The 16,484-nt window shown below is 65.2% G+C and carries 15 protein-coding genes and 2 pseudogenes; 8 read left to right on the top strand and 9 right to left on the bottom strand.

What is annotated here, in order from left to right:
* The first annotated feature begins 17 nt into the window (after positions 1-17).
* From AC2W7L_RS07975 to AC2W7L_RS07945, 7 genes and pseudogenes are all read left to right on the top strand, one after another.
* Positions 18-1,436 (top strand): glutamine synthetase family protein, encoded by a 1,419-nt coding sequence (locus tag AC2W7L_RS07975; protein WP_486004017.1) that lies wholly within the window; start codon positions 18-20, stop codon positions 1,434-1,436.
* 25 nt (positions 1,437-1,461) lie between these two features.
* Positions 1,462-1,725: pseudogene (locus AC2W7L_RS07970) on the top strand (gamma-glutamyl-gamma-aminobutyrate hydrolase family protein); the annotation flags it as partial.
* 70 nt (positions 1,726-1,795) lie between these two features.
* Complete coding sequence (locus tag AC2W7L_RS07965; RefSeq protein ID WP_486004016.1) at positions 1,796-2,185, top strand: gamma-glutamyl-gamma-aminobutyrate hydrolase family protein; 390 nt, start codon at positions 1,796-1,798, stop codon at positions 2,183-2,185.
* A pseudogene (locus tag AC2W7L_RS07960) lies at positions 2,182-3,548 on the top strand (aldehyde dehydrogenase family protein). Before AC2W7L_RS07965 ends, AC2W7L_RS07960 begins: the two are co-directional and overlap by 4 nt.
* Positions 3,549-3,591: 43 nt before the next feature.
* Positions 3,592-4,368 (top strand): 3-oxoacyl-ACP reductase, encoded by a 777-nt coding sequence (locus AC2W7L_RS07955; RefSeq protein ID WP_486004015.1) that lies wholly within the window; start codon positions 3,592-3,594, stop codon positions 4,366-4,368.
* A 29-nt stretch (positions 4,369-4,397) separates the two neighbouring features.
* Complete coding sequence (locus AC2W7L_RS07950) at positions 4,398-5,165, top strand: type 1 glutamine amidotransferase (protein ID WP_486004014.1); 768 nt, start codon at positions 4,398-4,400, stop codon at positions 5,163-5,165.
* A 226-nt stretch (positions 5,166-5,391) separates the two neighbouring features.
* Positions 5,392-7,065 (top strand): alanine/glycine:cation symporter family protein, encoded by a 1,674-nt coding sequence (locus tag AC2W7L_RS07945; protein WP_486004013.1) that lies wholly within the window; start codon positions 5,392-5,394, stop codon positions 7,063-7,065.
* A gap of 36 nt (positions 7,066-7,101) precedes the next feature.
* Here the strand turns inward: AC2W7L_RS07945 and AC2W7L_RS07940 are convergent, their stop codons facing one another.
* From AC2W7L_RS07940 to AC2W7L_RS07905, 8 genes are all read right to left on the bottom strand, one after another.
* A complete protein-coding gene (locus tag AC2W7L_RS07940; protein ID WP_486004012.1) occupies positions 7,102-7,941 on the bottom strand; it encodes a hypothetical protein in 840 nt (279 codons plus the stop codon).
* Entirely contained in the window at positions 7,938-8,552 is a 615-nt protein-coding gene (locus tag AC2W7L_RS07935; RefSeq protein WP_486004011.1) for a DUF6114 domain-containing protein, read from the bottom strand. The genes AC2W7L_RS07940 and AC2W7L_RS07935 overlap by 4 nt, the downstream gene beginning before the upstream one ends.
* Entirely contained in the window at positions 8,552-9,166 is a 615-nt protein-coding gene (locus AC2W7L_RS07930) for a DUF6230 family protein (protein WP_486004010.1), read from the bottom strand. The genes AC2W7L_RS07935 and AC2W7L_RS07930 overlap by 1 nt, the downstream gene beginning before the upstream one ends.
* Positions 9,167-9,648: 482 nt before the next feature.
* Positions 9,649-11,193 (bottom strand): AbgT family transporter, encoded by a 1,545-nt coding sequence (locus AC2W7L_RS07925; protein WP_486004009.1) that lies wholly within the window; start codon positions 11,191-11,193, stop codon positions 9,649-9,651.
* 58 nt (positions 11,194-11,251) lie between these two features.
* Positions 11,252-12,142 (bottom strand): creatininase family protein, encoded by an 891-nt coding sequence (locus AC2W7L_RS07920; protein ID WP_486004008.1) that lies wholly within the window; start codon positions 12,140-12,142, stop codon positions 11,252-11,254.
* A complete protein-coding gene (locus AC2W7L_RS07915) occupies positions 12,142-12,834 on the bottom strand; it encodes a FadR/GntR family transcriptional regulator (protein ID WP_486004007.1) in 693 nt (230 codons plus the stop codon). The genes AC2W7L_RS07920 and AC2W7L_RS07915 overlap by 1 nt, the downstream gene beginning before the upstream one ends.
* Positions 12,835-12,892: 58 nt before the next feature.
* Positions 12,893-13,963 carry a CE1 family esterase gene (locus tag AC2W7L_RS07910; protein ID WP_486004006.1) on the bottom strand — a complete coding sequence of 357 codons (1,071 nt, stop codon included), beginning with the start codon at positions 13,961-13,963 and terminating at the stop codon, positions 12,893-12,895.
* A gap of 152 nt (positions 13,964-14,115) precedes the next feature.
* Positions 14,116-14,775 (bottom strand): GntR family transcriptional regulator, encoded by a 660-nt coding sequence (locus AC2W7L_RS07905; protein ID WP_486004005.1) that lies wholly within the window; start codon positions 14,773-14,775, stop codon positions 14,116-14,118.
* Positions 14,776-14,999: 224 nt separating this feature from the next.
* Here AC2W7L_RS07905 and AC2W7L_RS07900 point away from each other — a divergent pair, with 224 nt between their 5' ends.
* Positions 15,000-16,016 carry a 1-aminocyclopropane-1-carboxylate deaminase gene (locus tag AC2W7L_RS07900; protein ID WP_486004004.1) on the top strand — a complete coding sequence of 339 codons (1,017 nt, stop codon included), beginning with the start codon at positions 15,000-15,002 and terminating at the stop codon, positions 16,014-16,016.
* On the opposite strand, the gene AC2W7L_RS07895 is transcribed toward AC2W7L_RS07900, so the two are convergent.
* On the bottom strand, positions 15,991-16,281 hold the full coding sequence (locus AC2W7L_RS07895) for a hypothetical protein (RefSeq protein WP_486004003.1): 291 nt from the start codon (positions 16,279-16,281) through the stop codon (positions 15,991-15,993). The two genes, AC2W7L_RS07900 and AC2W7L_RS07895, sit on opposite strands and share 26 nt — an antisense overlap.
* Positions 16,282-16,484 lie beyond the last annotated feature (203 nt).

Below are 16,484 nucleotides of genomic sequence, written 5' to 3'. Positions count from 1 at the left end.
CAGCAAAGGAACGCCGCATGACCGAGATTCCGGTACCCACCTCGCCCACCTCGGAGCAGAGGACCTCCAGAGGGTCGATCCAGGCCGAACCGCTCACCGTCGACGAACTCCGCCGACTCGCCGCCGAGGGCACGATCGACACCGTGGTCGTTGCCATCACCGATCACATGGGTCGCCTGCAGGGCAAGAGACTCGGCGTCCAGTTCTTCCTCGAAGACGTCATGGACCACGGCTCCGAATGCTGCAACTACCTGCTCGCCGTCGACGTCGACATGGACACCGTCGACGGCTACGAGGTCTCCTCCTGGGAGACCGGATACGGCGACATGGTGATGAAGCCCGACCTTGCGACCCTGCGCCTCCTGCCCTGGCAGCCGGGCAGTGCGATGGTCAACTGCGACCTCCTGACGACCACCGGCGCCGAGGTGGCGCCCTCCCCACGTCAGATCCTCAAGCGCCAGCTCGCCCGCCTTGCCGACCATGGGCTGAGCGCCCATGTCGGCACCGAACTCGAGTTCATCACCTTCGACTCGAGCTACGAGGAGGCCTTCGCCTCGAAGTACACCGAGGTCACGCCCTCGAACCAGTACAACGTCGACTACTCCCTTCTCGGCACCGCCCGAGTCGAACCTCTGCTGCGCGACATCCGCAATTCGATGGCCGGGGCCGGGCTCTTCGTCGAAGGGGCCAAGGGTGAATGCAACTTCGGCCAACACGAGATCACGTTCCGCTACCAGCCCGCCCTCAGGGCGTGCGACGACCACGCGGTGTACAAGAACGGGGCGAAGGAGATCGCCGCCCAGCACGGGAAGTCGATCACCTTCATGGCCAAATACGACCAGAAGGAGGGCTCCTCGTGCCACATTCACCTGAGCTTCCGCTCGGCTGAGGGCGATATGGTCATGGCCGGAGACCGCGAACATGGATTCTCGACCCTCATGGAGCAATTCATCGCCGGTCAGCTCGCCTGCATCGAGGACTTCACCTACTTCTTCGCCCCGAACATCAACTCGTACAAGCGCTTCGTCGAAGGTTCGTTCGCCCCGACCGCAGTCGCCTGGGGCTTCGACAACCGCACCTGCGCCTTCCGCGTCGTCGGTTCGGGGCCCTCCCTGCGCGTGGAATGCCGAGTCGGCGGGGCCGATCTCAACCCGTACCTCGCCACCGCAGCTTTCATTGCGGCGGGACTTCACGGGATCGAGAAAGACCTCGAACTGCCCGCGATCACGGAAGGCAACGCCTACACCGCAGGTGCCTCCCGACTGCCCACCACCCTCCAGGGTGCCCGCGACCGGTTGGAGGTATCGCAGATCGCCGAGGACGCGTTCGGCGACTACGTCGTCCGCCACTACGTCCACGCGGCCGACATCGAACTCGAGGCCTACAACGCAACTGTCACCGACTGGGAGAGGCTCCGTGGCTTCGAACGACTCTGACCCCGTCATCGGCATCAGCTGCTACATGCAGCGGGCCCAGTGGGGAGTCTGGGACACCGAGGCGGCTCTCATCCCGGGCGACTACGTGCGCATGGTCGCCGCCTCCGGTGCCATCCCCGTACTCCTGCCGCCCCACGGTCAGGCCCCTGCGGTCCTCGACCGTGTCGATGGCCTGCTGTTGGCCGGAGGAGCCGATGTCGGTTCGTCCGAGTACGGTCAGGATCCGCACGAGACGACCGTGTCCCACCCGTTCCGCGACTCGAGCGAGATGATGCTCCTGGCGACCGCGCGGCAGCGCCGACTGCCTGTGCTCGGCATCTGCCGCGGGATGCAGGTCATCAACGTCGCGCCGGCGCACCTTGAGCCAGCATCTGCCGGAGTCGCTCGGGCATTCGGACTATCAGCCCGCCCCCGGCGTCTACGGCGAGGTCACGGTGACCACGGAAGCCGGGTCACTGGCCAGGGAGATCCTCGGCGAGGCAACCACGGCACCCTGCTATCACCATCAGGGGATCGACCGCCTCGGCGACGGTCTGCGGGCGACCGGACGCAGTCCCGAAGGACTCGTCGAGATCATCGAACCGGACCCGGCCGTGAATCAGACAGGAGATCCGGCTGACGGCGGATGGCTCTTCGCCGTCCAATGGCATCCCGAACACGCCCCCGATGACGACCGAGTCGTCCGCGCCCTCGTTCGAGCGGCACGACGACACGCGACAGACAGAGGAACAAGGAGAGCACCGAAGTGAGCATCTACACCGTCATCAACCCGGCGACGGAAGAGCCGATCGCCGACGTCGAACTCGCCGACCTCGAGCAGACGGACCGAGCGATCGAGAAGGCGGCGAGGGCCTTCGAATCCTGGCGGACCGTCGCCCCCGCCGATCGCGCCAGGCTCCTGCGGCGCTTCGCCGACAAAGTCGACGCGGCCAACGAAGAGCTCGCTCGGCTCGAGGTCGCCAACGCCGGACACACGATCGGCAACGCCCGATGGGAGGCCGGCAACGTCCGCGATGTCCTCGAATACTATGCGGCGGTGCCGGAGAGGCTCTTCGGTCGGCAGATCCCCGTCGACGGGGAGTGAACATCACCTTCGCCGAACCGCTCGGCGTCGTCGGCGTCATCGTCCCCTGGAACTTCCCGATGCCCATCGCCGGGTGGGGTTTCGCCCCTGCCCTGGCAGCCGGGAACACCGTGGTCCTCAAACCCGCCGAGATCACGCCCCTGACCGCGATCCGCATCGGCGAGCTCGCCCTCGAAGCGGGCTTGCCCGAGGGCGTTCTGCAGATCATCCCCGGCAAGGGATCCGTCGTCGGGGAGCGCTTCGTCACCCACCCGGCCGTACGCAAGGTCGTCTTCACCGGATCTACCGAGGTGGGCAAGAGGATCATGGCCGGCTGTGCAGCGCAGGTGAAGAACCTCACTCTCGAACTCGGCGGGAAGAACGCGAACATCGTCTTCGACGACGCCGATGTCGCGGCCGCCGCGGCCGCTGCCCCCGGAGGCGTCTTCGACAACTCCGGCCAGGATTGCTGCTCCCGATCCCGGCTGCTCGTCCAGCGCGGGATCTACGACGACTTCATGGCCGCACTCGAATCCTTCGTCGGGTCCTTCGCCTGTGCGGATCCTAGCCGCGAGGACACGGACATGGGTCCGCTGGTCACTGCAGCTCACCGAGAGAAGGTCGCCGGCTATGTGGCCGCCGCCGAGGTGGCCTTCACCGGCTCTGCACCCGAAGGCCCGGGCTTCTGGTTTCCGCCGACAGTGCTCACCCCGCCCGACACAGCGACGGCCGACTTCCGCGAGGAGATCTTCGGCCCCGTTCTCTCTGTCGTCCCCTTCGATACCGAAGAGGATGCTCTGCGCATCGCCAACGACACCGAATACGGACTCTCCGGCTCAATCTGGACGAACGATCTCGACCGGGCGATGCGGGTCTCCCGCGGAGTCGAGGCCGGCAACCTGTCGGTGAACTCGCACTCCTCGGTCCGCTACTCGACCCCGTTCGGTGGATTCAAGCAGTCCGGACTCGGCCGCGAACTCGGCCCCGACGCCGTGTCCGCATTCACCGAGGTCAAGAACGTCTTCTTCGCCACCCGGCCAGCGCGCTGACCAATCCACCTGCCACCTCATCACCACGATCATCAGGAGAATCATGACCACTGCGGCAAACCGACTCAAGGACAAGATCTGCGTCATCACCGGCGGTGCCTCGGGCATCGGACTCGCCAGCGCCCGCCGTCTGACCGAAGAAGGCGCGAAGGTCGTCATCGGCGACCTCGACGAAGTGCGTGGACCCGAGGTCGCCGACGAGCTCGGCGGACTCTTCGTGCGAGTCAACGTAGCCGATGAGGAGGACGTGAAGAACCTCTTCGCCCGCACCGTCGAGCACTTCGGACGCGTCGACGTCGCCTTCAACAACGCCGGTATCAACCCGACCGACGACAATTCGATCCTCACCACCGACATCGAGGCCTGGGCGAGGGTGCAGACGGTCAACCTCACCTCCGTCTACCTATGCAGCAAGTACGCCCTCGAGCACATGGTCAAGCAGGGCTCGGGGTCGGTCATCAATACGGCGTCATTCGTCGCGCTCATGGGAGCGGCGACTTCGCAGATCTCCTACTCGGCGTCGAAAGGCGGAGTCCTGTCGATGAGCCGTGAGCTCGGCGTCCAGTTCGCGAAGGACGGCATCCGCGTCAACGCACTGTGCCCGGGACCGGTGAACACCCCGTTGCTGCGTGAGCTCTTCGCCTCGGACCCCGTGCAGGCGCAGCGGCGACTCGTCCACTGCCCCGGTGGGCGCTTCGCCGAACCTGAGGAGATCGCCGCCGCCGTGGCCTTCCTCGCCAGCGACGACTCCTCCTTCGTCAACGCTTCGACCTTCACGGTCGACGGCGGTATCTCCTCGGCCTACGTCACCGCCGAATAGAGACGCATGGAGGGTGAGAGGATGGAGCCATGAGCATCGATTCCCAGCGCCGGGTGCGCATCCTCGCCATCGAACACGAACGTGGCACTGGACCGCAGCGGTTCGGTGAATGGCTGTCCGAAGCCGGCGCCGAGGTGGTGGTGACCCGTCCGTACCTCGGCGAGGTCATTCCGGAGCTCGGTTCGTTCGATGCTCTCATCGTCCTCGGCGGATCCGCAGGGCCCACCGAGGACGCTGAGAATCCCTGGTTCCCCGAGGTCAGGGACCTGCTTCGCCGGTCGATCACCGGGGAGTTCCCGAGCCTCAACATCTGTCTCGGTGGCGAGATGCTCGCTGTCGCCGGCGATGCTCCGATCACTCGGCGGGCACACCCGCAGATCGGGATCTACGAACTGGGTGTCACCTCCGCAAGGGAAGCCGACCCGGTCTTCGGGGCGCTGGCCGGTGGCGGGTCAACCGGCGCTGGGGAGACTGAAGGGGAGTCGCTGCCCTCCGTGCTCTTCCATCAGGAGGAGATGGCGCTGCCGCCCGGAGCCGAACTCCTGATCACTGGTTCCGACGCCCCGGTCCAGGCCTTCCGCCTCGGCGAATTCGCGTGGGGCACCCAGTTCCATCCTGAAACGGATGCGACACAGATCGCTCGCTGGTTGGACGGCAATGACTTGGCCCTGCCCGCAGGCAAGACCGAGGACTCGATCATCGCGGAGGTCGAGGCTCACGACGCAGAACTCCAGGAAGCAGGCCGCCGCTTGGCCGGATCCTTCGTCGACTTCCTCTCCGCTCGGCAGGACGGATAAGTCCGTCCGGCGGATAGGCGAGTGCAGTCCGATGGGCGAGGAGACGCTGCTCACTGGTCAGGGGAGTTCCGGAGGTCTTTGAAAACTCAAGAAATTGTGAGAACCCTCAGAGCCACGCACTTTTCCTGAGCGATCGCTGACACCGGTCTATCCGGTTGCTACGTTGATGACAGGTGCCGGTCCCGGACCAACCCTCCGGACGAAACGCAATGACGCGCCCGCAGATATGACTTCCATAACCGAAAATCTCGCCCACACCGCCTCCGCGGCCGACCTTTCCGCCACAGGGAACAATCTCGTCGCCGCCGGAGTCGACGAGGCCATCGAATCCTTCCTCGGTCCGGCGGCACAGACCTTCAGCAATATCGTCTTCTTCGAGCTGCAGATCGGCTCGCTCGGCATTCCGCTCATCGTCGTGTGGCTCATGGCCGCCGCCGTCTTCCTCACCGTCTACCTCCGCTTCCAGCCGATCACCGGAATCCGATACTCCATCGGCATCATCCGCGGGCGCTTCACCCGTAAGACCGACCCGGGACAGGTCTCGAGCTTCCAGGCGCTCGCCACCGAACTCTCCGGAACCGTCGGGTTGGGCAATATCGCCGGTGTGGCCGTGGCGATCACGATCGGCGGCCCCGGCGCCGCCCTGTGGATCATCATCTTCGGCTTCTTCGCCATGACCGTGAAGATGGCCGAGGCGACACTCGGCGTGAAATACCGGCAGATCAACGAGGACGGCACCGTCTCCGGCGGACCGATGTACTACCTACGGGCAGGCCTGGCCGAGATCGGCCGACCCAAGCTCGGGAAGTTCCTCGCCGCCTTCTACGCGCTCACCGCCGTACTCGGCGTCATTGGAGCCGGCAACCTGTTTCAAGCGAACCAGGCGGCCGCGATCATCGTTCAGGCCACCGGAGACGAGTCGAGCTTCTTCGCCGACAAACTCTGGCTCATCGGCGCGATCATCGCCGCCTTCACCGCACTGGTCATCCTCGGCGGGATCAGGAAGATCGGACAGTGGACGTCGAAGCTGACTCCCCTCATGGCGATTCTCTACTTCGTCTCGATCATCGTCATCCTCGTCCTCAACGCCGGGCAGATCCCCCATGCCTTCGCGCTCATGTTCACCGGTGCCTTCAGCCCCAGCGGAGCCGCCGGAGGCGCCGTGGGCGTGGCGATCGTCGGAATTCAGCGAGCTCTGTTCTCCAATGCCGCGGGAATCGGCTCCGCCGGTATGGCCCATGCCGCTTCGAAGACGACGAAGCCGGCCACGGAGGGATTCGTGGCGATGTGGGAGCCGCTCATCGACTCCGTCATCATCTGCACCCTGACCTCGCTGGCGATCATCACCACCGGCCTCTACAGGGAAAGCACCGAGGATGGAATCGGGCTGACCGCGCAGGCCTTCGGCACGGTCTCGAGCTGGTTCCCGATCCTGCTCACCATCGCCGTCGTGCTCTTCGCGTTCTCGACGATCCTCGCCTACGGCTACTACGGTCAGCAGGCGCTGGGCTACCTGACGAACAACTCGAAGGCCGCCGATAAGGGCTATCAGATCTTCTGGATCCTCGGCGTCATCGTCGGCGCATCGATGTCGCTGGACTCGGTCATCGCCTTCTCCGATGCGATCTTCTTCCTCATGGCGTTCCCGAACCTGCTCGGCATCTACTTCCTCGCCCGCATCCTCCGCCTCGAGATCCTGCGGCTGCGCAAGAAGATCGACGCCGGTGTGATGCGGGAGATCACCCCCGTCGAGCTCCAGGTCGGTATGGGTGACCACGAACCCACCCAGGAGCAGATCAAGGCCGCCGAAGCGGGGCGGAAGCGCAAACGCGACAAGCTGCGCGAGGTCCGCGATAATCTGCGCCGGAAGAAGCAGGAACGGCAGAAGGCCGCGGACTGAGTCCGCGGCCTTCGGGCCTTTCCCTCTGACTCAAGGTCAGTCTTCGGCCTTCTTGAGCTTCTGATCGGTGTTGGAGTAGGAGATCGAATCAGCGGTGGAGCCGACGAGCCCCATCGTGACTCGCAGAAGTCCGGGTTCGACGTCGTCCATGGGCGGAGGGGTCTCCGGCCCGATGGTCAGCGACTTCCCGTCCTTCGTCTGGGCGGTGATCGAACCGATGTAAGTAGTGACATTGCCACTGAGCGTCATCGTGTCGGCCGTGGTCACCAATCCCTCGTGCTCCTCGGGCGGCTTCACCGTCAGCGAGAATTCCTCGATCGTGATCTCGTCGGCCTGGATCTTCAGCACCACTATGGACCCGCCGTCAGCGGTGGGCACCGAGACGAACGAAATCCCCTTGAGGCCCTTGAACGACAGGGATTCGGATCCCATCGCAGCCGGAGTCTCCGTGAAGGTCGGCGCGTTCTCATCCATCTGTGCTTCGGATGGGAACTCTCCGTTGCCTTCTTCCTCCGAGTCCTCGTCCTCGGTCGGGTCGTCACTGGGCTCATCGAGTCCCAGGCCTCCTCCCGGGTCCGTGGGTTCTTCGGAAGGCTCCTCCGTCGGCTCCTCGCTCGGTTCATCCGTGGGGCCCGGTGCGGGCAGCGAGGGGTCGGACGTCGGCGGATCACTGGGCTTCACCGGCATGCCGGGAGACAGGTCATCCGCAGGTGCGGGGTCCTGGGTCTTTGCGGAATCCTTGTCATCGCAGGTGCCCACGAGTGAGCACAGCGGTGACGATTGGGCGGCTGCAACCGAACCCGCCCCGAGAGTCGTCGGGAGGATCAGGACAGCTGCCGCCAGGATTGAGGCCGTGCGGCGGCTGGGTGCCCTCATGCAGTCTCCCCCTCAGCGGCTTCGGACTCCTTCGGCCCGCGCGGTCCCATCCAGGCGACGATGAGGATCGCGCCGACGGAGGACAGCAGCATGCCGATGATGAACCCGCCGAGGTTCACTCCGATGAGTGAATAGACTGCGAGGACGAGGGCGATGATCCCGTAGAACACGTGATGCGTGGGGCGGAAGATCGACAGCAGAGCGAGGACGACGATGGCGATCGGCAAGACCGTCGCCTGCAGTCCCTCGATGCCGAACTGGATCTGCATGTTGCCGAGGTCCAACTGTCCGGAGAAGAACAGCTCGATTCCTCCGAGGACGGCAAGCACTCCTCCGATGAAGGGGCGCTGCCGACGCCAGTGCTTGAACCCCTGGCGTTTCTCGGCGCGTTCGCTCATCTCGGCTCCCTCGCTGCTGTCGGCATCCCCGGCCTCCGGCGCCGGGACGGCGAACTCGGCCGTCTCGACGCCGGATTCGGAAGAGTCGCTCTGCTCATCGGCGCGTCGACTCCGCCGGGACAGCGCAAGCAGGCTCGTCTTCTGCACGGTTGCCTCCTGATCGGCGGCCTCCCGTTCATCGGTCGGCTGCCCGTTGGCTGCTGAGTCCCTCATCAGTCGCACTGCTCAGATCCGTCGGTGAGCTTCAGCGACATGTCCTTGAGCGTGAAGACCGAGGCCGTGGTCGACCAGGAATCCTGCTTGAGGTCCTTGATGTTGACGGTATCGGCGTCCTGCGAGAAGTCGCCCTTGCTGCCCTTTTCCTTCGTGTTGACGTCGGAGGCATCGACGCCGATCCGGATGTTCTTGAACGACGCATCGCCCTCGAGTCCGGTCATGCCGATCTGCAGGTCCTTCGCCGTGGCTGGTTCGCCCTTGCCGCCGGCCTTGATGAGGATTCCGACCTTGCCCAGGGGAGTTTCCTGCACGGCCGACTGGCAGAGGTTCTCCAGGCTCGCGTTCTTGATGTTTGCGGTGACGACGGAGTGCTTGGCGCCTTCTGCGTCCTTGGCGACTCCGCTGTACTGGGAGAAGCCGGTTCCATCGAGCTCCGTCGAGGAGATCTTGAACTGAGTGCCGGAGATGGCGAACGAGACCGGCACCGCACCCTGGGCTACCCCGCCCATGAGCATGGCTGAGACGACGCCGGTGGGAATCGCGACCATGGCGATGCGACCGGCATGAGACGAGACGAGCCTGCGGATGAGGCTGGGGTTGCGGAACTTCATTGATCCTCCTTGACCACTTGACCACCGAAGGCTCGGTGGGCATCAGCGTGTGACGTAAGTTACTACGGGGTGTTACCCGACAGTATCGCGGCTGAAGTTTGAGCGTCAACATCTTTTGTTGCCGGTGTTCTCAAGGGGGGAGAGTTCGGGCGGCCGTATGACCGCGTGGAAAGCCTACCTGCCAGATCGGGCGTGGCGACATCATTCCAGATCAGATGCTGTATTCGTGGTCTTCGAATCGAGGGTCGGGCCCGCGTCCAGGGCCCGGAGGTTCGGACTCGGTGACGAGGAGCGGGCCGGGAAGAGCCGTGAACAAAACTTTCAAAACTCAGCTTTCAGAACTCGTTTCAGAAGTCAGTCACCCTTGCCGCGCACATCGTCCTGTTCGGCATGGAATCGGCCTTGCCCGGCCTGGCGTTGACCAGGTATCGGTGGCTGCGGCGAATACCGGAGCGGGCGCGGTCAGCGCATCTCAATGCACCTCAGCGCACTGGGGCATCGGGACCGAGTGGAATGCCCAGGCCCCACCACAGGAAGAACAGCAGACTCCAGCTGATCGTCATGCACACGGCCAACGGCAGGGTGTGCGAGGCGAGGGTGCCGATGCCGGCGTTCTTCTGATACTTCTGCATGAAGCCGAGCGCGAGGATGAAGTACGGGCTCATCGGGGTGATGGCCGTCGAACCCGAGTCGGCGATGCGGAAGATCGCCTGCGAGGTCTCCGGCGGCACCTCGAGCAGCATGAGCAGCGGCACGATGACCGGGGCCATGATCGCCCACATCGCCGAGCCGGACGTGATGAGCACGTTGACGACGGAGAGCACGAGCAGGACGAGGATGAACACCACCCACGTCGGCAGACCGAGCCCGGTGAAGAGTTCGGACACGGAGACCGAGACGAGCATGCCGATGTTCGTCCACTCGAAGTACTCGAGGAACTGGGCGATGGCGAAGAAGAGGACGAGGACCCCGGAGATCGAGGCGAGCCCCTGACCCATCAGCTTCGGCACGTCCGACCAGGTCTCGATCGTGCCCTCGCGGAAGCCGTAGACGATGCCGCCGATGCCGAAAAGCATGGCGATGAGGAAGGCGATTCCGGTGAGGAACGGGGACTCGCCGAAGGGGCCATCGCCGCGCAGGGGCGCACCGTCCGGGACGACGAGGACGACGATGGCGATGACCGCGGCGATGACGGCGAACATCGCGTAGCGCAGTGCCTTGCGCTCCGTGTCGGTGATGACGAGGTCTTCGTGCTCGGCATCCTCGTCGGCTTCGAGGTTGTCGCGCTTCATGAGCACGAGCTCGGTGACGATCGTGATGACGATGGCCAGGAGGAAGGAGCTGGCGATGTTGAAGTACCAGTTGCCGATCGGGGTGACGATGTAGTCGGGGTCGATGATGTTCGCCGCGGCGGTCGTGATGCCCGCGAAGATCGCGTCGTTCGGCGTCGGGATCGGGCTGGCGTCGTAGCCGGAGGCGATCGAGGTGTAGGCGACGATGACGCCGAGGACGGGGGAGCGGCCCACGGCCTTGAACACCATCCCGCCGAGCGGCACGAGGATGACATAGGCCGCCGCCGAGGCGACGTGGGAGACCGTGCCCATGAACGCAACCGTGAACACGATGAGTCCGGCGGGGACGCGGGCGATCGAGACCTTCATCGCCGTCGACAGCAGTCCCGTGCGCTCGGCCAGGGCCACGCCCATGATGACGACCATGATCGTGATCAGCGGGGGGAAGGTCTCATAGGCGTCGAGCGCGGTGCTCACGGCCATGGCGATGCCGCTGCCGCTGAGAAGATTGTTCACCGGGGTCCATTCCCCGGTGCCGGGATCCTCGACTCCCGCGCCGGCGAGGGAGAGGATGAGGCTGAGCACGGCGAGGATCGCCGCGAGGATCCAGAACAGCCAGAAGGGGTTCGGCAGCTTGTTGCCGACGACTTCGATGACGTTGAGGGCGCGGATGACCAGCGGCAGCTTCTCGTGCTCGTCGGTCTGCGCGGAGGCGGTGGTCTGGGTCGGTTTCATTGTGAGCTCCTGAGAGTTCAGGCGGGATTTTCGGGCAGGGTCCACCAGGGCACGGTGATTACGGCACTGGAATCGGGTGATCGGTGGTGGGGTGCTCGGCCGGGCGGCCGGTCAGTGAGAAGCGGGTGTCACAGTCTCTGCAGCTCCTGACAGTAGGCGACGAGTCGGTCGACGACCTCGCCGAGGATGTCCTCCCCGCCGCGGCCGTGGCGGTCCGTGGATCGCCGAGGACGCCGTTGTCGGCGTAGCGATCGAACGTCACCGCTGTTGACGGTGATTTCGTTCGCGAGAGTCGGGCGCGCGGGTCGAGATCGTCGAGCCGGGTGGCGCCGGGGTTGAGATGGCCAGAATCGACGAGGGATTCGTCGATGGCGAGCATCTGCGAGGTCTCGGACTCTCCGCAGTGGCCGCTGACCTCGGTACGGGGAAGGGCGGCAGTCGCCTCGGTGGCCAAGCCGGAGACCGGGGCGTAGGCGAAGACGAAGTCGGGGTGGGTGGCGAGCAGGGCCTGCTGGACCACGCCGAGGGCTGAGAGGTTGCCGCCGTGTCCGGTGATGACGAGGAGCCTGTCGAATCCGGCATCGGCGAGCTGGCGCACGATCGAGGAGACGAGGTCGATGAACAGCTGCGGGCCGATGTTGATCGTGCCGGGCAGGAAGCGATGGTGCGGGGAGACGCCGTAGTCGATGCCGGGCAGGACGAAGGCTCTGTTCTGATCTCCACCGGCGCGTTCATCGAGGACAGACAGTCTGTCGACGACGGCACGGGCGACGTGAGCGGCGCGGATGTTGTCGGTGCCCAGAGGCAGGCCGTCACCGTGCTGTTCACAGGCGCCGACGGGAAGGACGAGCAGGCTGTTTCGGTCCTTCGCGAGTTCGACCTCCAATGAAGTGAGTTCGGCGTAGTCGCGGATATGCGAGCGGATCTCCGTGATCGTGAGGCGGGTCATTACTGGGTTCCTTGCGCGGAGTCGGGTTCGTCGGTCCAATCGGCGAGGACGGCCGCCTTGATCGCTTCGAGGTGCTTGCGAGTGCGGTGGGAGGCTTCGAATCCGTCGCCGCGGCGGATCGCGTCGAGGATGTCCGCGTGCTCGTCGTGATCGCGCAGTCGGTCGTAGCTGGTGCGTGCCGCCTGTTGGGTGCGGGAGTGGATGGCCAGCAGGGACACGAGCATCTCGTGCAGCGCACGGTTGCCCGAAGCGCGAGCGAGTTCGACGTGGAAGTGACCGGCCGGGACCGCGGTCTCGACCTGCAGCGCATTGTCGAGCGCGGACTCCATGGAGGCCACGGCGTCGGGTGCCTGAACGGCCGCGGCGAGCTCGGCGATGCCGGGCTCGATCGCGATGCGGGCGTCGAGGAGTTCGATGGCCGCCGCGAGGTCGACGGGCACATAGTGCGGGTTGTCGAGGATGCGGCGGTTGATCGCTTCGCGGACGTAGGTGCCCGAACCGTGCTTGAGCTCGACCGAACCCGTGGCCTCGAGCCGGCGAAGGGCCTCCCGGACGGTGGGCACGGTGACCTCGAAGCGTGCGGCAAGGACCTTCGCCGAGGGTAGGGTCTGCCCGGGCTGCAGGTTCTCGGAGCGGATGGTGTCGACTATTTCGCGAGTGAGGCGTTCGACGAGTCCGACGGTGGACGTCATGGTGCTCTCCTTCAAGTGTTTAAGTCATCTAATCACTTTGGGGTGGACGTGTCAACGGTCACTTCTGGGCGGGGCCTTTGGTGGCGCCCGGGTGGTTGAGGAAGAAGTCCCAGATCGTGTCCGTGGCCGAGAAATCCTCAGTGACATATCCGCCGCCGCTGTAGACGACTTCACCTGGCCAGACGTGGCCGCCGTCGGCGACGGAGTAGAGCTCGACGGCGGCAGATCCGCCGGGCTTGCCGGGTGAGCGGCCGCCTTCTTTTCCTTCGCTGCACTGTGCCCACTGGGTGCGCACGACATCTTCGCCCTTGCGGCCGACCTGGCGGTCAGCGGACTTCGTGCAGCCGGAGGCCCCCGCCCAGGGCTGGATCCATTCGCGCACACCGGGGTAGTCCTCGCCTTGGCGGTGACCTCCCTCGTAGTGCATCGTGGCGTCACCCGTGCCGTGGATCGCGAGCATCGGCGTCGGGGTCGAGTAGTCGCAGCCCTCCGTCGACTGCGGGTAGTACGCGCCGGCGACGGGAGCGAATGCGGAGAAGCGATCGCGCAGGTGACAAGCGAGGACGGAGACCATGCCGCCGCCGTTCGACTTGCCGGTGGCATAGACCCGATTGAGGTCGATGCAGTGCTCGGATTCGATCGAATCGAGCAGATCGGCGACGAACGCGACGTCATCGGCACCGCTGGCGTAAGGAGCACCCTGCCAGGAACGTTTGCCATCGCTTTCGTCGCCGTCGGGGAAGACGGTGATCGCGGGCAGGGTCGGCAGTCCCGTGTAGTTCTGGAACTCGGCACCGTCGGACCCGTTGCCGTGGAACCCGAGGACGAGCGGCAGGGGAGTCTCAAGCTCGTAGTCGCGCGGGATGTTGATGCGGTAGCTGCGCTCGCCGTCTTCCGTAGGGATCGTCTTCTCATCATTGCCGGGCTTCTGCTCGGTGCCGCAGCCGGCCGACGGGGCGGCCGGTATCGTCGATGCCTTCTTGCCGGTGGTGTGAGCGGCGGCAGAATGCGCAGGTGCGGTCTGTGCTGTCTGTGCGGTGGCGGCCATTCCTGGGGCCGCAGCTGTACCGGTCAGAAGAGCAGCGCTCGCGGCGGTCGCGAGCAGGGTGGTCGTGATGCGTTTCGTCATTGATGACATCGTCAGTCCTTTGATCGTCGGTGATCGTGGTGAGGACTCTAGCACAAGTCATCAGATGACTAAATGAATTGGCTATGACGGTGGCGTTGTCGAGGAGGCAGTGGTGTTGCCGATTCGGAATCCGCAGTCGGAAGGTGTTCGACTCAGGCCGTCTGCGGCGAATCCCCTTCGATGGTTGACCAGTTCGCCTTCGTCAGTGCGACGGCATGCGCATGTTCACCGGCACGGACGGCGGCGATGATCTCGGTGTGCTGCTCCGGTGAGGCCGATCCCTCCACCGATTCGAAGTGCAGGAACTCCGCTCGGCGCAGAGTGGCGGTGACGACCTCGAGGTGATCGGGAATGAGGGGATTGCCGGATCGAGTGAGGGCCACCTCGTGGAAGTCGTCATCGGCCGCGATCGCCGCCTCGGCATCGCCGGCCGCGAGGGCCGCGCTCAATCGGCCGTTCGCCTGCTCCATCTCAGCCAGCGCCGCTTCGTCGAGGGCGGGGAAGGCGAGGTCGATCGCCAGACCGTGGAGTTCGGCGGCGATCTGCCGGGCAGCGAGGATGAGTTCCGGATCCTCTGGGGCCACGCGCGTCATCCGGCCCGGCTCCGCGACGACGAGTCCGGCTTGGGCGAGGCGCTGCAAGGCCTCGCGGACGGGGGTCCTGGACACCTGCAGCCAGGCGCCGAGCTCCTGATCACGCAGCTGTTCGCCGGGGGCGAGCTGGCCGCGGACGATGGCGTCGCGGATCGACCGATAGACGTCATCGCGCAGCAGGCTGCGCTGCGGGGTGGGGGAATCCGTGGGGATCGGCACGCTCGGTCACCTTGTCTCTGTGTGGGTAGGTCTCGTCCCGCGGGATGGGACTCGAACTCTGACCTATTGTAGCCATCTGCAGAATGCAATATATTGCATATTGCCGGATGCGATTCAGGACACACTGCGTGGCGAACGATCGCCCGGAGAGCACCAGCCGTCCCAGAGACAAACCCCAGATAACTCAGACCGCTGAGAACAGCCCCAGAGAAACAGAGGACACCATGGCCATCACCGATTTCGATCGCTACCCACTCACCTTCGGACCGAGCCCCGTGCACGAGCTTCCCCGACTGAGCGACCACCTCGGCGGGGCCCGCGTCTGGGCCAAGCGCGAAGACGTCAACTCCGGACTCGCCTTCGGCGGCAACAAGACCCGCAAGCTCGAGTACATCGTTCCCGACATCCTCGCCTCGGGCGCGGACACCCTCGTCTCGATCGGCGGCTACCAGTCCAACCACACCCGCCAAGTCGCCGCCGTCGCCGCTCACCTGGGACTGAAGGCGCGCCTCGTGCAGGAACGTTGGGTGGACTGGGAGGACCCGGTCAACGACAAGGTCGGCAATATCGAGCTCTCGCGCATCATGGGTGCCGACGTCCGCCTCGACGCGGCCGGATTCGACATCGGCATCCGCTCGAGCTGGGAGAACGCCCTGGCCGAGGTCGAAGAATCAGGCGGCAAGCCCTACCCGATCCCGGCCGGTGCCTCCGAGCACAAGTTCGGCGGACTCGGCTTCGCGAACTGGGCGTATGAGGTCGTCGAACAGGAGAAGGAACTCGGCGTCTTTTTCGACACCATCGTCGTGTGCACCGTGACCGGCTCGACCCATGCCGGAATGATCGCCGGATTCGCGGCTCTCGAAGCCGCCGGCGGGCGCCCTCGCAAGGTCATCGGAATCGATGCATCGGCCACGATCGAGAAGACCCGCGACCAGGTGAAGAGGATCGCGAACACCACTGCCGAACTCATCGGCCTCGGGCGTGAGATCACAGACGACGACGTCGATATCCGCACCGGTTGGGAAGGCCCGGCCTACGGCATCCCCGACGAGACGACCGTGAACGCGATCCGCACGACCGCGCAACTCGAAGGCGTCATCCTCGACCCCGTCTACGAGGGCAAGTCGATGGCCGGACTTCTCGACCTCGTCGGGGACGGCACGATCGGCAAGGATTCGACCGTCCTCTACGCCCACCTCGGCGGACAGCTCGCCCTCAACGCCTACTCCGAGATCTTCTGACGATGAGCACCGCACAGGAACCGAGCGCACAGGACATGGACCGCCACCAATTCGAGACCTCCTTGCAGGTCAGCCCGCCGGGGACGAACGACCGTCCGCTGCGGGCCTCGGCCTCCGGCGACGAGGAGGTCCTCGACGAGATCGCCCAGCGCGTGCTGTGGCTGGCGACGTCGATCATCGACCGTGCCAACCGGGGGCGAGTCAACCCGGACGGGGTCAAAGTCGGCGGCCACCAGTCCTCGTCGGCCTCGATGACGGGGATCATGACCGCACTGTGGTTCACCCGACTGCGCGCGATCGACCGCGTCTCGGTCAAACCGCATGCCTCGCCGGTCCTCCACGCGATCAACTATCTGCTCGGCGACCTCGGCGAGGAATTCCTCGATACGCTGCGCAGCCGCGGGGGGCTCCAGCCCTATCCGTCACGGACGAAGGACCCGGACACGGTGGACTTCTCCACCGGGTCCG

Source organism: Brevibacterium sp. LAARM3_SD1, from assembly GCF_057364765.1.
The sequence above is the reverse complement of the archived record's forward strand: the minus strand, read 5'-3'. Positions and strand labels throughout refer to the sequence as shown.

Excerpts from the sequence above, each read along its gene's own strand:
- AC2W7L_RS07975 (WP_486004017.1), top strand. The coding sequence starts at position 18 with ATGACCGAGATTCCGGTACCCACCTCGCCCACCTCGGAGCAGAGGACC.
- AC2W7L_RS07955 (WP_486004015.1), top strand. The coding sequence starts at position 3,592 with ATGACCACTGCGGCAAACCGACTCAAGGACAAGATCTGCGTCATCACC.
- AC2W7L_RS07950 (WP_486004014.1), top strand. The coding sequence starts at position 4,398 with ATGAGCATCGATTCCCAGCGCCGGGTGCGCATCCTCGCCATCGAACAC.
- AC2W7L_RS07945 (WP_486004013.1), top strand. The coding sequence starts at position 5,392 with ATGACTTCCATAACCGAAAATCTCGCCCACACCGCCTCCGCGGCCGAC.
- AC2W7L_RS07940 (WP_486004012.1), bottom strand. The coding sequence starts at position 7,941 with ATGAGGGCACCCAGCCGCCGCACGGCCTCAATCCTGGCGGCAGCTGTC.
- AC2W7L_RS07935 (WP_486004011.1), bottom strand. The coding sequence starts at position 8,552 with ATGAGGGACTCAGCAGCCAACGGGCAGCCGACCGATGAACGGGAGGCC.
- AC2W7L_RS07930 (WP_486004010.1), bottom strand. The coding sequence starts at position 9,166 with ATGAAGTTCCGCAACCCCAGCCTCATCCGCAGGCTCGTCTCGTCTCAT.
- AC2W7L_RS07925 (WP_486004009.1), bottom strand. The coding sequence starts at position 11,193 with ATGAAACCGACCCAGACCACCGCCTCCGCGCAGACCGACGAGCACGAG.
- AC2W7L_RS07920 (WP_486004008.1), bottom strand. The coding sequence starts at position 12,142 with ATGACCCGCCTCACGATCACGGAGATCCGCTCGCATATCCGCGACTAC.
- AC2W7L_RS07915 (WP_486004007.1), bottom strand. The coding sequence starts at position 12,834 with ATGACGTCCACCGTCGGACTCGTCGAACGCCTCACTCGCGAAATAGTC.
- AC2W7L_RS07910 (WP_486004006.1), bottom strand. The coding sequence starts at position 13,963 with ATGACGAAACGCATCACGACCACCCTGCTCGCGACCGCCGCGAGCGCT.
- AC2W7L_RS07900 (WP_486004004.1), top strand. The coding sequence starts at position 15,000 with ATGGCCATCACCGATTTCGATCGCTACCCACTCACCTTCGGACCGAGC.
- AC2W7L_RS07895 (WP_486004003.1), bottom strand. The coding sequence starts at position 16,281 with ATGATCCCCGTCATCGAGGCCGACGAGGACTGGTGGCCGCCGACTTTG.